The sequence below is a fragment of the Herbiconiux daphne genome, from assembly GCF_024979295.1.
In the GTDB taxonomy this organism is placed as follows: domain Bacteria; phylum Actinomycetota; class Actinomycetes; order Actinomycetales; family Microbacteriaceae; genus Herbiconiux; species Herbiconiux daphnes.
Genome location: NZ_JANLCJ010000002.1, coordinates 650,470 through 662,819 on the forward strand (window position 1 = coordinate 650,470; position 12,350 = coordinate 662,819).

At 67.0% G+C, this 12,350-nt stretch carries 15 protein-coding genes; 4 read left to right on the forward strand and 11 right to left on the reverse strand.

The features are described from left to right. Positions 1-4 precede the first annotated feature (4 nt). Together N1032_RS08560 and N1032_RS08565 are read right to left on the reverse strand one after the other, a co-directional pair. The gene (locus N1032_RS08560) at positions 5-1,711 is read right to left on the reverse strand and encodes a hypothetical protein (protein WP_259538607.1); all 1,707 of its coding nucleotides are present in this window, start codon (positions 1,709-1,711) and stop codon (positions 5-7) included. Then, on the reverse strand, positions 1,708-2,304 hold the full coding sequence (locus N1032_RS08565; RefSeq protein ID WP_259538608.1) for an RNA polymerase sigma factor: 597 nt from the start codon (positions 2,302-2,304) through the stop codon (positions 1,708-1,710). The genes N1032_RS08560 and N1032_RS08565 overlap by 4 nt, the downstream gene beginning before the upstream one ends. Positions 2,305-2,527: 223 nt before the next feature. On the opposite strand from N1032_RS08565, the gene N1032_RS08570 reads away from it, so the two are divergent. Beyond that, positions 2,528-2,968 carry a hypothetical protein gene (locus N1032_RS08570; protein WP_259538609.1) on the forward strand — a complete coding sequence of 147 codons (441 nt, stop codon included), beginning with the start codon at positions 2,528-2,530 and terminating at the stop codon, positions 2,966-2,968. Here N1032_RS08570 and N1032_RS08575 read toward each other — a convergent pair. Together N1032_RS08575 and N1032_RS08580 are read right to left on the reverse strand one after the other, a co-directional pair. Further along, on the reverse strand, positions 2,965-3,330 hold the full coding sequence (locus tag N1032_RS08575; RefSeq protein WP_259538610.1) for an HNH endonuclease: 366 nt from the start codon (positions 3,328-3,330) through the stop codon (positions 2,965-2,967). The genes N1032_RS08570 and N1032_RS08575 overlap by 4 nt on opposite strands. A 367-nt stretch (positions 3,331-3,697) precedes the next feature. Then, complete coding sequence (locus tag N1032_RS08580) at positions 3,698-3,838, reverse strand: hypothetical protein (protein WP_259538611.1); 141 nt, start codon at positions 3,836-3,838, stop codon at positions 3,698-3,700. Between the two features lie 63 nt (positions 3,839-3,901). On the opposite strand from N1032_RS08580, the gene N1032_RS08585 reads away from it, so the two are divergent. Both N1032_RS08585 and N1032_RS08590 read left to right on the forward strand, forming a co-directional pair. After that, complete coding sequence (locus N1032_RS08585; protein WP_259538612.1) at positions 3,902-4,402, forward strand: hypothetical protein; 501 nt, start codon at positions 3,902-3,904, stop codon at positions 4,400-4,402. A gap of 105 nt (positions 4,403-4,507) precedes the next feature. After that, on the forward strand, positions 4,508-5,026 hold the full coding sequence (locus tag N1032_RS08590) for a hypothetical protein (protein ID WP_259538613.1): 519 nt from the start codon (positions 4,508-4,510) through the stop codon (positions 5,024-5,026). A 17-nt stretch (positions 5,027-5,043) separates the two neighbouring features. On the opposite strand, the gene N1032_RS08595 is transcribed toward N1032_RS08590, so the two are convergent. From N1032_RS08595 to N1032_RS08605, 3 genes are all read right to left on the reverse strand, one after another. Continuing rightward, the gene (locus N1032_RS08595; RefSeq protein ID WP_259538686.1) at positions 5,044-5,235 is read right to left on the reverse strand and encodes a DUF4326 domain-containing protein; all 192 of its coding nucleotides are present in this window, start codon (positions 5,233-5,235) and stop codon (positions 5,044-5,046) included. A 231-nt stretch (positions 5,236-5,466) separates the two neighbouring features. After that, positions 5,467-5,703, reverse strand: coding sequence for a hypothetical protein (locus N1032_RS08600; RefSeq protein WP_259538614.1), 237 nt, complete (start codon positions 5,701-5,703; stop codon positions 5,467-5,469). A gap of 327 nt (positions 5,704-6,030) precedes the next feature. Then, positions 6,031-6,498 carry a group II truncated hemoglobin gene (locus tag N1032_RS08605; protein WP_259538615.1) on the reverse strand — a complete coding sequence of 156 codons (468 nt, stop codon included), beginning with the start codon at positions 6,496-6,498 and terminating at the stop codon, positions 6,031-6,033. A gap of 146 nt (positions 6,499-6,644) precedes the next feature. Here N1032_RS08605 and N1032_RS08610 point away from each other — a divergent pair, with 146 nt between their 5' ends. Then, positions 6,645-8,042 (forward strand): HNH endonuclease signature motif containing protein, encoded by a 1,398-nt coding sequence (locus N1032_RS08610; protein ID WP_259538616.1) that lies wholly within the window; start codon positions 6,645-6,647, stop codon positions 8,040-8,042. A gap of 217 nt (positions 8,043-8,259) precedes the next feature. On the opposite strand, the gene N1032_RS08615 is transcribed toward N1032_RS08610, so the two are convergent. From N1032_RS08615 to N1032_RS08630, 4 genes are all read right to left on the reverse strand, one after another. Then, positions 8,260-9,288 (reverse strand): methionine synthase, encoded by a 1,029-nt coding sequence (locus tag N1032_RS08615; RefSeq protein ID WP_259538618.1) that lies wholly within the window; start codon positions 9,286-9,288, stop codon positions 8,260-8,262. Then, positions 9,288-10,271 carry a DUF1852 domain-containing protein gene (locus N1032_RS08620; RefSeq protein WP_259538619.1) on the reverse strand — a complete coding sequence of 328 codons (984 nt, stop codon included), beginning with the start codon at positions 10,269-10,271 and terminating at the stop codon, positions 9,288-9,290. The genes N1032_RS08615 and N1032_RS08620 overlap by 1 nt, the downstream gene beginning before the upstream one ends. Positions 10,272-10,541: 270 nt before the next feature. Further along, a complete protein-coding gene (locus N1032_RS08625; protein WP_259538620.1) occupies positions 10,542-11,420 on the reverse strand; it encodes a DUF808 domain-containing protein in 879 nt (292 codons plus the stop codon). A 106-nt stretch (positions 11,421-11,526) separates the two neighbouring features. Then, positions 11,527-12,258 (reverse strand): SDR family oxidoreductase, encoded by a 732-nt coding sequence (locus N1032_RS08630; protein ID WP_259538621.1) that lies wholly within the window; start codon positions 12,256-12,258, stop codon positions 11,527-11,529. Positions 12,259-12,350: the final 92 nt, after the last annotated feature.

Sequence of the window (12,350 nt, forward strand, 5' to 3'; positions counted from 1 at the left end):
CGCCTCAACCGATGCCGAACACGCGGCCCTGTGAGAAGCCGACGAGGTAGCCCCCAGCGAAGACCCACCGCTCGTCGTAGTACGCCGGGATGCTCCAGAGCGACGCCCCGGTCACCGCATCCAGCGCGGTCCCGGTGCCGCTCTGCGGCATAGGTGTCGGCGGCACACCCTGTCCTTTCGACGTGTAGAGCCCACCCGTTCCCATCGCTCCGTCGAGCTTGTACTGGGCGAGCTCACCCTGGGCTCCGCCAAAGTCCGACGGACGGGCCGACACATCCACCGGCGCCCCCGTGGCGTGGTCGAAACCGCAGACGCCACCCTGTTCGCCGGACTGCACGATCACGCCGTCGGTCGCCAGACTGAAATCGTAGGTCGCGAGTGCCGGACCATTGAGCCCAGAACCCTTCGTGCACCCGGCCCCATCCGCGGTCCATCGCGACTCGCCAGTCACCCCGTCGACGAGTTCGAGTTGCGTGCCCGGACCGATCAACAGCACCTCCGAGACCCGGGGGACGTCGCTTCCCGGCTGCCGCGGGATGAGGCCGACGGGCGCCACCGCGAAGCCCGCGTCGAGCGAGCGGCTCCATACCTCGTTGCCGGCGTCGTCGATGCCAGCCACCGTGCGGGAGCGCTCGTAGTCGATGCGATCGGAGAAGCGCAGGGTGAACCCGTCGTAGTAGGTGTAGCTGCGATCGGTCGTCGCCGCCGCCATCACCGCACCCGAGTCGGCGTCGTAGACGTCGAGCACCGAGGGCTGCCCGTCGTACCAGTGGGTGACCTGCAGGATGGAGCTCGCGTTGGTGATGGGCGGGGTGATCGCCCATTGCCCATCGAACGGCACCGACCAGCGCGGACTCGCGAGGTCGCGCGGGTCGGCCCGCTCCACCGCCCACGACGTCGTCGGTGCGCCCGCCGCATCGAGCCTCTGCGCCACGAACGTGACGTCACCCGACTCGCCCGGAACGGCGTTGAGATCCCGCACGGTGAACCCGTCGGGAACGGTCACCGACGACAGTGTCCCGCCGGTTGCCAGATCGAGCACCTCCTTCGGCCCCGGGCCGCCCAGAGAGTCCCACACCAGCACACGATCGGAGGTGCCAAGCAGGGTCGCCTTGGTCTGGTCGCCGTACGTGAAGGCCCACGACCAGTCCCGACTCCAGACCGGCACCCCGGTGCTCGTGTCGAGCAGGGTGAGCGAGTACCGGCTGGCGTCGAGGTCGCAGCTGTAGTTCGAGTCCTCCGGCGGTTGCGTCGGCCCCGTCTGCACCAGCGCGTAGCCGTCGGCCACGTCGATGACCTGCTGATACTCGCACATGTCCCCCGCGGCCGGCAGCTGCACCGACCACACTGGGCTCGGTGACGGCTGGGTGAGCAGGTCGTGCGGCGTGATCGGCTCATCCGTCAGCACGAGCGGATGCGGGGCCGCGGTGGGCGGAGCATCCGTCGCCGCCGGAGTGGGCGTCGGCGTGGGCGAGGCGGAGGTCGGAGGCGCCGCCGCCGTCACCCTGTCGTCGCCGAACAGCGACACCCCGGTCACCGCGAACGCCACGGCGGTGCCGCCGAGGCCGAGGCCGAGCGCCGCCAGCACCGCGGCCACCGCCACGCGCACCTGCCGCCGGCGGTCGCGCCGCGGCGACTCCTCCACCGTCGCAACCAGCGCGGCCCGCATGGCGGCGCTCCGCGTTTCATCGAATCGAGGGCGATCGCTCATTTCACACCTCCGGTGACACTCGTGGACGGGTCGAGCAACACGCTCGTGTGCGCGGCGAGCCGCGACTTGGCACGCGACAGGCGCGACTTCACGGTGCCGATGGGCACGCCGAGCACCCGCGACGCCTGCCCGGTCGTCAGTTCCTCGAGCACGCACAGCGTGATGACGTTCTGGTCTGCCTCTGACAGCCGGGAGAACGCTTCCCGCACCTTCGCATCACGCGCGCCCTGGTCGATTCGCGTGCCCACCGCATCCGAGAAGTCCGGTTCGTCGTCGATGGACGGCTTCGGAAGGCGCTCGAGCACCGCCCGGTAACGTCGGGTGCTGCGGGCGATATTGCGCACCACGTGATTCGTGGCCACCAGCAGCCAACCGATCACCGACCCGTCGACCACCCGCACGGATGCGCGCTTCCGCCAGGCCTCGAGAAAGACCAGCGCCGTCGCATCCTCGGCATCGTGCGGATCGCGGATGAGCCGCAACGCCTGCCCGAACACGCGATCGCGATGGCGATCGAACACGCGGGCGAACGCGGCGGAGTCACCGGTGAGCGCTGCGGCCCAGTCGGCCGCCTCGTGAGATTCCGTCCCCATACCCTCTACTGTCCGCTGCCTCCGGGAGGGTTCCATTCTCGTGGAATCCTCCCCGGGGGCTGCGGGCGGGCGACCTGACGACCCCCACCCCGATGGGGACCACCCCCTCCTCACCCCGTCCTCCTGACCGTCCGCGGCTCGATCGTGGGGCCGCAGATAAGTCTTGTGCGCATTATGTGGTTGACGGCCAGGCCACGACCCTCGTGGTCGATATGGTTGGCGGATGAACTTCTGGGACACCGTGTTGGCCTCGATCCTCGGCACATCCGGCGCTGGGGTACTGGCCTGGGTGGGCGTCCTGATTAGGCGTAGGTATCTGCGCCGCGGCGTCGTCTGGCGCGTCCGCCCTCTCGGCCCCAATTCATGGGGCCTAAAGTACGTCGGACGACGCACGATCACCGAAGTGACTCTGTCCAGCGCTGGTGCGGATGGAATGCCCCGAGCAGGGTCGCAACCGCCGCCCCAAGGCAGCACCATTTACAAAGGTGGCAAGGAGTTCGTCATGCCCGGTACGGAGGCTGGTGGCGTGGCCTACGTGTCCTGGAACGACAGCCGTGGACACTGGATCGCTCGAATTTTGCTCCGCCCGGGGCTCGACTCTTGGTGGGTCAAACCGGAACTCCGCCAGAAGAAGGGCGCGACAGACGTTACCGACCTGACCTAGAACGGTCGGGGGTCTTCCGATAGCGGCGACGCTGGCGTGGACACCGGGAGCAGGCCGGGGTGCGGCGGCTCAGCGGTGGCCTTCTCCGCGGCTCGTGCTCGGCCGGAGGCGCGGCCTCCCTCGGCGCCCGACTTGCGGCCGGGGTGCCAGTCGCACAGCGCCTGCAGGTTGTCGTCGTCGGTGCCGCCCCCGGCGTGTGGGGTGATGTGGTCGACGTCACGGGCGGGCAGACCGCAGCGGCGGTTCGTGTCCGTGCGGATGTGAGCATAACGCCACCGGTCGCGGTCCATAATGCGGAGTCGGGTGCTGCGCCAGTCGGGTGGGAGCTCGGCCAAGCGGTTCGAGTCCTGCCAGCCGGACATCAGCCCTTGCCTATCGGACTCTTCCCCTGCTGGGCGGTCGGGGGAAGCCGAACACCTCCTCGAACCAGGCAGACACGACCTGGTCGATATAGGTGGCCCGCACCCGGTGAGGTGGCGATTCAGCGCACTCCACGGGTGGCGGCTCTTCGCCCACTTGGCGGGGCCGGGGCCTTGGTCCAGTACCACTTGCGGTACCCGCGGGGTCCGGGGCGCGGATCCGCGATGGCGTCAGGCTTGATCGCGGCCATCGGACGTCGCCTCCTCGGGAGGCTCGGGGTCGGCGGGTGCGGAGCGGATGAGCGCGGCGCGGTGAGTGTGGCGAGGCAGGCACTGCCGGTGATGATCTGCCCTACTGCCGTTCATCGGCTCAGGCCTTGACGAGCGAGGAACCGACGACGGCGGCTTCGAGCGCGGCCTCCTCGGTGTCGGCCTTCGTCGCAGCCTTGCCGATCCAGTGGGTGACGTTGCCGTTCTCGAGCTTCAGGGAGGTGATGAACTTGTCGGCCATGGCGCGATTCCCGAATGACGGGTATGGATGCATGCAGGCGATGAAGGCGCTAATGTCGCGTTCGTGTCAACCGCCGGAGATCAGTCGCGCAGCGCCACCGCGTTCAAGTGGGTGATCGGCGGAATCTTTATCCTCTTCGCCTTGGTCTTCCTTCGCGGTTGCTTTGTCTCGGCCGAGCAGGACCCGAAAGAATCGACCTTTGCTAAAAACGAGTCCTCTATCCTGGCGCCGATCGCCAGGGAGGTCTCCGTAATCAACGACCCAACACTGGTGAAGGGGTTCTCCGTCGCGAACAACGGTGGCGTACACAGCAATATAGATAGGTACGTCCTGGAAGTGCTTGTCGTCGCGGAGCCTAACTACCACGGGTACGTCCCGTTCACGGCTAGCGTCCAGTCATCCGCAGGCGACTTCGACTGTCGCCTAGAAACGTTCCGCGGCGCTAAGTGGAGTTGGACAGTGGATCCGACGCGCACGGAGCTCACATGTGATGCGACAGCCGAGCAAGTAGCGGGGGCCAGGTCAGCGTCTTTCGGTGTCGACCTACAGGAATTTGTAGGGTGAAAAGGGGACGGATTGAGCGACCGGGTGCCGGCCCCGCCCTAACGAATTAATTCCCCCTGGAGCCAGGTTGTTAGCCCTGGCCATTCATCACGGTATGGTGCCGCCATGGACGCCGTCACCATCATCAACCTTGCACTCTTGCTCGTCACAGCAATCGGTGTGGCCGTGGCCATCTACCAGGCGAAAGAAGCTCGTGCCGCTCGCAACGAGGCCCAGGATGCGCAGGACGCCTCGGAGAGAGCGCGCGACCAGACGGTCCGACTTGCCGAGGAGGCAAATTCCGCGTTCGTGCGTAGCGCGGCGGCGCAAGAAGAGGCAAACGAAATAGCCAAGGCGGCGATACCGAAGCCAGCCGTCACGTGGATGATCCGACCCATTAGGCGTTCGCGCTTCGAGGTGACCAACGTCGGGTCTGCCGTCGCTTTCGGGGCCGTTGTCGCCGGCGCCGGCGAATCGCCCGGGCACGTTCACCCAGATAGTGAAGAAGCGCAGGACGTCCTCCCTAACGACGGGCTCGGCGTCGCGATGCTTGTCGGTTACGGGTCGGACCCCGTCGTCCGAATCTCTTGGAGAAATACGCCGGCCGGTCAGCTCCAGACCGTAGAGCGGACGTATCGAGGGTAGTGGGGTCGGTGCGCCCATCAGCTGTTCGCGATGTCGAGCAGCCCGTCAGCGTGGCAGAGCTCGTCAGCCTCGCACCACCAGGCCAGGTTCTTCCCGGCGAGCTCGGGCCGGATCTTCTCGACGCCGAGCGCCTGGATGGCGTCGAGCCGGAACATGCCTACGGCGGCGACACGCCCGTAGGTGCCGACCGGGTGGGGGGTTACCCCAATTCGCCGAGCAGGCGACTACGACTGTGTTCTCGGGCTTTCGCCATCCTTGCTGACGGGAGAGCCGGACTCGGTGGGGCGCGGCGTCGGCTCAGTCGTCAGGTCCCACTTCTGCAGCTCCTGCCGCCCTTGAAACGCCTTCCAGTAGCTCTCTTCCGCGTCGCTGATTATCGACACCTCCGCGTGCTCGATCGTCCGATTGTGCACCTGGGGTTGCTGAAGCGCTCGAGGCGGTCAACGGGTCGCCCTTAGCATCAGAATGTCGGTCGCCCGGATCTCGCTGCCGTCGCGCGAGGCGGCGCCGTTGCGGGTCAGGTCGCCGAGGTAGGTCGAGAACGTTCGACCCGTGATGGCGATCCCGGCAGCGTCGCCGAGTTCCGCCTTGTCGAGGCCGTGAGGGTAGCGGTCGATAGTGCGTTGAGCCTCTTTACTGCTCCCTAGCGAAGGATGGATCGGTAGTGGTCTTGTCACTCGGCGGCCCCCATGGGTGCGGGACGGCCGGCGAGGTACTCGAACCCGGCGTCGGTGAGCGTGTAGCCGGCCGGATTATCACCGTAGGGGCGTCGAGGCCGGCGACGAGGTCGTCCAGGTTCCATACGAGTGGATCGAGGGTGCTGCGCTGATTCTTGGTGAGTCCGGCCACGCGCTTCTCCACGATGACCTGCTTCTCGACGACGACCGGTTCCGGGGCCACCGTGCGCTGGGCCGCCTGGAGGTCCTTCGTCAGAGTGGCGATCCTGGCGCGGAGCTCCTTCCGTCGGCGTCGGCCCGAACGATTTGAGTTCTTGTCGTGGCGGGTCAGCTCGGATCGTAGGGTGGCGCTTCGCCCCAGCCCCAGCGGGGAACCGGCGCTTCCGCCACCGGCGTGGCGCCTGGAGCCGAGTTCTCCACCGCGATTCGAGTGCCCCACTCGGCGTAGGCCATCAGCGCCGATCGGGCTTCTGGGTCGTTCGGGAGGTCAGCGGCATCCGCTGCCTGGCTGAGCAGGGTCACGAATCTGAGGCGCTGCCCTGCGCTGATGTTGAGACCGAGGTGCTTCGACATCATGTGGGGGTAACCGCCATGCTCGGCCGTGTAGGTCGCGGGACCGCCCAAGACCTCGGACCACCACGCGGTGACCCCATCGCGATGCTCACGAGTGACTTTGCCGCCGAACATCGGCGCCAGAAGATCGTCGCGCTCGACAGCGTCGTAGAAGCAGTCCAGCCATCGCCCGACCGCGGCGGAGCCTCCGATCCACTCGTAGACGCTCGGCGGTTGAGCCATGGTGAGAGCCTACGCCGGAGGGGCGGTTCTGGTTCAGGTTGCAGCCAGAGTCGTCCAGGCGCGCGGCACCGGATAACCCGCCACTTGGCGCCTACACACGCGAAGCTAAACGAGTTTTGATCAGGTATTTCTGATAGAATCTCAGTATGCAGACAGCCACTCGACTTCGGGAGATCGCCGACGATCTTCGCGTCGTCGTGGGTGCGGCGGGGGCAGGGTTGGCGGGCCTTCGGGATGACGAATTGCTCGACCTCATGGCCGCTTTCGAGGCCGTCGGGCGCGTGGTCTCGGCGGGGCAGGTGCGGGTTGCCGGAGAGGTCGGGGTGCGGTCGCGCAGCGAGCTCGGCGATGAGGGGCTGAGTCGGTCGCAGAACTTCACCAGCCCGGTCAAGCTCGTCGCGAGTGTCACCGGCACGTCGGCTCGTGAGAGCAAGGCGCGGCTGGAGGTCGGGCGGCGGTTGCGCGGCGCCGTGCTTCTGGGTGGCGGCGAGGGGCCCGCTCCGTTCCCGCTCGTCGGTCAGGCTCTCGATGACGGGGTGCTCGCTGTCGAGACCGCATCGCTCATCGTCAGCCGGTGCGCCGAGCTGGCGGAGCGCGGGTGCTCCCCCGACGTCGTGGCCAGTGCCGAGCAGACGCTCGTCGATGAGACTCTCACGTGCCGTCTGACTGCGGATCAGACGGCCAAGCTCGCCATCCATCTGCGTGAGCTGATCGATCCCGACGGAGCCGAACCGAGGGATGAGCTGCACCAGCAACAGCGGTCGCTCACCATTGCGCAGGCGAGCGACGGCATGATCCGCGGGCGGTTCGCCCTCACGCCAGAGCAGGGCGGCGTGTGGCTGGCGAGCATCCAGGCGATGCTGAGTCCTCGCGTGTCCAATTCGCTTGCCGGCGGCCCGCGGTTCCTCAGCGAAGAGGAGTTCGTCGCGCAGACCGCCGCGGCCGACATCCGCACTCAGGCCCAGAAGAACGCCGACACGGTCACCGAGCTGATCGCTCGCGCTGCCGGCGCCCCCGACATGCCCCGCATCAACGGCGCCACGACCACCGTCAACGTGCACATCTCACTCGATGACCTCGAGTCCGGTCGCGGAGTCGGGTGGATCGACGGGGTCGACGAGCCCGTTCCCGCCTCCACCGTCGCGCAGCTGCGCTGCACATCCCCCATCGCCGCGACCCTCTTCAACGACCGCGGTGCGGTGCTCTATCACGGCAAGACACAACGGCTCTTCAGCGCAGCACAGAACCGGGCACTCGCCGCCCGAGATGGCGGATGCGTCTGGCCCCACTGCGATCGACCCCCATCCTTCTGCGAAACACACCACGCAGACGAATGGGTCTCCGACGATCATCCACCGGGGCGCACCGACATCGACAACGGCGTTCTGCTCTGCCACTTCCATCACTCGCATCTGCACAAGTCATCGTGGAAACTGACCATGCATTCGGGGGTGCCTCACCTCATCCCGCCGCGGTGGATCGACACCACTCAGACACCGATCCCGACCACGCGTCGGCGCACCATCCAGCGGCCGGCCGCCTGACGAGCACGCCCACGTCCGCGAACCGGCCACGGTCACCGAGGGCAAGCGCGGAGCGCGCGGCAGTTCGGTGTTGCGGCAATCATCCGGGCATCCATCGAAGAGGCTGCCGCGCGCTTCGCGCTTGCCGACGATGGTCATGGCTGGGTCGGCAGGGCACGGTATCGCGAGCAGGTTCGCAGGATGGACCCGGACGGGTGAGCTCGGTTCAGTGTGCGTTCTAGGCCGACAGCTCTTCTCTGAGGAGGGCTGCGCCGGCGCCCAGCGCGGCGAGTTTGCCGCGGGCGACGGTGCGGGGCAGGGGGGCCATGCCGCAGTTGGTGGAGGGGTAGAGCTTGTCGGCATCAACGAACTGAAGGGCCTGCCGTAGCGTGTCGGCGACCTCCTCTGGCGTCTCGATGTCGGTGGACGCCACATCGATGGCTCCGACCATCACCTTCTTGCCCCGGATGAGCTCGATCAGATCGATGGGCACGTGCGAGTGGTGCGACTCAAGCGACACGATATCGATGTCCGACGCCTGGATCTTCGGGAAGATCGCCTCGTACTGACGCCACTCCTCCCCCAGCGTCGCCTTCCAGTCGGTGTTGGCCTTGATGCCGTAGCCGTAACAGACGTGCACCGCCGTCTCGACCGTGAGCCCCTCGATCGCCCGCTCCAGAGCGGCCACGCCCCAGTCGTTCACCTCGTCGAAGAAGACGTTGAACGACGGCTCATCGAACTGGACGATGTCGACACCGGCATCCTGCAGCTCCTTCGCCTCCTCGTTGAGGATGGTGGCGAACTCCCACGCCAGCTTCTCGCGGCTGCCGTAGTGAGCGTCATAGAGGGTGTCGACCATGGTCATCGGGCCGGGCAGCGCCCACTTGATGGGTTGGTCGGTCTGAGCGCGCAAGAACCGGGCGTCGTCGACGAAGACCGGCTTCTCACGGGTGACCGCACCGACGACACGCGGAACGGATGCGTCGTAGCGGTTGCGGATCCTGACCGTCTCACGGTTCTCGAAATCCACCCCGCTGAGGTGCTCGATGAAGGTGGTCACGAAGTGCTGACGGGTCTGCTCACCGTCACTCACGATGTCGATGCCCGCCTGCTGCTGATCCGCCAGCGACAGGCGCAGGGCATCCCGCCGACCCTCGGTCAGCGCATCGCCCTCGAGCTTCCACGGCGACCAGAGCTTCTCGGGCTCCGCGAGCCAGGAGGGCTTGGGCAGGCTGCCGGCGGTCGAGGTGGGAAGTAGCTTGGTCATCACCGGGCTCCCTGCTGTTCGTTCTGGCTTGCTGTGAAGTCTCTCGACCACGACTCGAGGGCGGCTTTGTGCGGCTCGATGAAGTGCTCTTCGGCGAACTTGCCCTGCTCGACCGCCAACCGGCTGCGCTCTTCGCGGTCGTATTCGATCGAGGTCTTCGTGAAGTCCGGATTCGTCAGGCTCGGCTGGTATGACTCCCCCGCGACCTGGTTCGCGTTGTAGATCTCGGGCCGGTAGATCTTCTGGAAGGTCTCCATCGTGCTGATCAGCGCGGCCAGCTCGAGGTCGCTGTAGTCGCCCAGCAGATCGCCGAGATGGTAGAACGCCAGCGGCGCCACGCTGTTCGGCGGCATGAAGAAGCGTACGCCGAGGCCCATCTGGGCGAAGTAGGCATCCGTCTGCGAGTACTCGCTCTGGCGATATTCGACGCCGAGAACCGGATGCTCGTTGTCGGTTCGGTGGTAGGTCTTGCTTGTCGAGACGCTCAGGCAGATGACGGGCGGCTTGCCGAAGTGCTGGGCGTAGGCATCCGAGGCCAGGAAGGCCTTGAACAGGTTGCCGTGCAGCTCTCCGAAGTCGGCCGGCTTGCCGGCGGGGAGCACGATACTGAAGTCGTAGTCCCGCACGTAGGAGGAGAAGTTGTTGCCGACGATGCCCGGGATGCGGTCACCGGTGCGTCGATCGACGATGGTCGTCTGCAGCACTTCGATCAGGGGGACGGCGTCGCGGACTCCGGCGCCGTCGATGTCGACGCTTGCGGAGATGATGTCGAGTTCGACCGTGTATCGGTCGCCGTCTTCGTTGTCGTGCGGGGCCAGGTCGTTGAAACGACCGTCGATCATCGTGAACGTGTTGCGGAGGTTCTCTTGGCGCTTCTCGCCCCGGGCGAGGTTGGCGAAGTTCGTGGTGATGCGGGAGTTGGCGAGGGGGCGGTAGTTCTCGTCGAAACGAGTGCTCTCGATCGAGAAGTCAAGGGTGGTCATCGACAGAACCCCGCCCGTGCGAGAGCGGCGTCTGCGCCGACGATGTGGGCGTTCATGATGGTGACCATGGCGGTGTGCTCCTCGGTTGGGGAAGTCGCGGCTGCGCGACTCCACGAGTAGGGATGTCGCAGGCGTGTCCCTGGACGGGACGCGAGGCTTCGTTGTGCGCACTGCGCTACCAGGCTAGAGCAGCCTCGCCGTTGGTGCGCGTCGGATGACCTCGCGTTACGGGGCGCGTTGTCCGCCGCTCCGTGGAGGTTCGTTTGAGTATCAGGCGTGACGGCGACCGAAGACGCGCCGCACACCGAGCACCACCGCCACCACGAGCAGGCCCAGGGCCAGGCCGAAGACCGCCGACAGGGCTGTGTCCACGATCCACACCACCACCGGGCCGGCCGCCTCGATGGCGTGGGTGACCACGTGGAGCAGGTCGTATGGCCCGTGCCAGAACGTCTCGGCCAGGTTCGCGATGACGAGGTGACCGCCCACCCACAGCATCGCAACCGTGCCCACCACGCTGATCACCCGGAACACCGCCGGCATCGACGCCACCACGCGCGCACCCGTGCGACGCACTCGCCGTACCGGGTTCTTCATCATCTGCAGGCCGACGTCGTCGATCTTGACCAGCAGCGCCACGGCGCCATAGACGACCAGGGTCATCGCCAGCGCGATCACGGCGAGCGCCGCCAGCGTCATCCAGATTCCGAGATCGGTGTCAAGCGACGCGAGCGCGATCAGCATGATCTCCGTGCTCAGGATGAGGTCGGTGCGGATGGCGCCGAACACGAGCTTGCGCTCATCGCGATCCTCGGTCTGGCCCGGCCCGTGATGCAGCCCGAACCACTCCAGCACCTTCTCGGCACCCTCGAAGCAGAGATAGGTGCCACCGATGATCAGCAGATAGGGCAGCACCCACGGCGCGAACGCGGTCAGCAGCAGCGCGATCGGAATGATGATCACGAACTTGTTGAACAGGCTGCCCAACGCGATGTTGCGCACCACCGGCAACTCGCGGGCCGGCGACAGACCCTGCACGTATTGCGGCGTCACCGCCGCATCGTCGATCACGACGCCCGCCGTCTTGGCGCTCGCCTTGAGCGCAGCGGTGAGGATGTCGTCGACAACCGCGAGCAGGCCTACCGACATCCGTTGCCCCATTCCGTCGCCCGGGTGGGTGGTGGCGACCCGTCAACGGTATCGCGAGACGTGTCGCCACCACCGAGCCACGGCCCGGCCGCGGCATCCGCTGGGCTCAGACGCGTGCGGCGAGTGCCTCGGCATAGAAGGCCGCGGGGTCGTTGGCGAGGGATGCCTTCACGAAGCGCGTCCAGTCGTCGGCCAGCACTTCGATCGCCCCAGCCTCGACACCGTCGAGCGAGGCCGCGGCCACCGCGCGCGGGTCGATCATCGGGCCGTCGTAGCCGGCCATCATGTCGGTGTCGGCCGCGCCGAGGTGCACTCCCTGCACGAGGGTGCCCTGGCCGGCGAGCTCGAGGCGCACGCCGTTGGTCATCGCCCACTCGGCTGCCTTCGCGACGCTGTAGGCGTTCGCGCCGGAGGTCGAGAACCACGAGAGGGCCGAGTGGATGTCGACGATCGCTCCCCCGCCGTTCGCGGCGAGCACGGGCGCGAAGGCGCGGATCACGCCGAGCGTGCCGAAGAAGTGGGTGTCGAGTTCCCGACGGATGCCTTCGAGGTCGTTCTCGCCCAGGAGGTTGGAGCCGGTGGTGATGCCGGCGTTGTTGACGAGGAGGGTGACGTCGGTGGCGTGAGCGGCGGCATCCGTCACCGACGAGAGGTCGAGGAGGTCGAGCCGCAGCACCTCCACGCGCGGGTCGCTGAACTCGCCCGCGGGGAGCTGCTCGGGGCGGCGCACGGCCGCAAAGACCTTGGCGGCGCCGCGATCGAGCAGCTCGTCGACGAAGCGGCGGCCGATGCCGCGGTTCGCTCCGGTGACGAGGGCGACGGATGCTGCGATGTTCATGGGTGTCCTTTCGTGGGGCGGCCGCGGGTGTGGCGCCATCCGTCGACTAGGCTAAAACCTCACGTTGACGTCAAGGGCAAGTCGGATGGGTC

What these genes read in the sequence shown, in the direction of transcription:
- N1032_RS08620 (WP_259538619.1), bottom strand. Translation starts at nt 10,271, where the DNA reads ATGACCACCCTTGACTTCTCGATCGAGAGCACTCGTTTCGACGAGAAC.
- N1032_RS08630 (WP_259538621.1), bottom strand. Translation starts at nt 12,258, where the DNA reads ATGAACATCGCAGCATCCGTCGCCCTCGTCACCGGAGCGAACCGCGGC.
- N1032_RS08560 (WP_259538607.1), bottom strand. Translation starts at nt 1,711, where the DNA reads ATGAGCGATCGCCCTCGATTCGATGAAACGCGGAGCGCCGCCATGCGG.
- N1032_RS08605 (WP_259538615.1), bottom strand. Translation starts at nt 6,498, where the DNA reads ATGGCTCAACCGCCGAGCGTCTACGAGTGGATCGGAGGCTCCGCCGCG.
- N1032_RS08570 (WP_259538609.1), top strand. Translation starts at nt 2,528, where the DNA reads ATGAACTTCTGGGACACCGTGTTGGCCTCGATCCTCGGCACATCCGGC.
- N1032_RS08580 (WP_259538611.1), bottom strand. Translation starts at nt 3,838, where the DNA reads ATGGCCGACAAGTTCATCACCTCCCTGAAGCTCGAGAACGGCAACGTC.
- N1032_RS08575 (WP_259538610.1), bottom strand. Translation starts at nt 3,330, where the DNA reads ATGTCCGGCTGGCAGGACTCGAACCGCTTGGCCGAGCTCCCACCCGAC.
- N1032_RS08590 (WP_259538613.1), top strand. Translation starts at nt 4,508, where the DNA reads ATGGACGCCGTCACCATCATCAACCTTGCACTCTTGCTCGTCACAGCA.
- N1032_RS08625 (WP_259538620.1), bottom strand. Translation starts at nt 11,420, where the DNA reads ATGTCGGTAGGCCTGCTCGCGGTTGTCGACGACATCCTCACCGCTGCG.
- N1032_RS08610 (WP_259538616.1), top strand. Translation starts at nt 6,645, where the DNA reads ATGCAGACAGCCACTCGACTTCGGGAGATCGCCGACGATCTTCGCGTC.
- N1032_RS08615 (WP_259538618.1), bottom strand. Translation starts at nt 9,288, where the DNA reads ATGACCAAGCTACTTCCCACCTCGACCGCCGGCAGCCTGCCCAAGCCC.
- N1032_RS08565 (WP_259538608.1), bottom strand. Translation starts at nt 2,304, where the DNA reads ATGGGGACGGAATCTCACGAGGCGGCCGACTGGGCCGCAGCGCTCACC.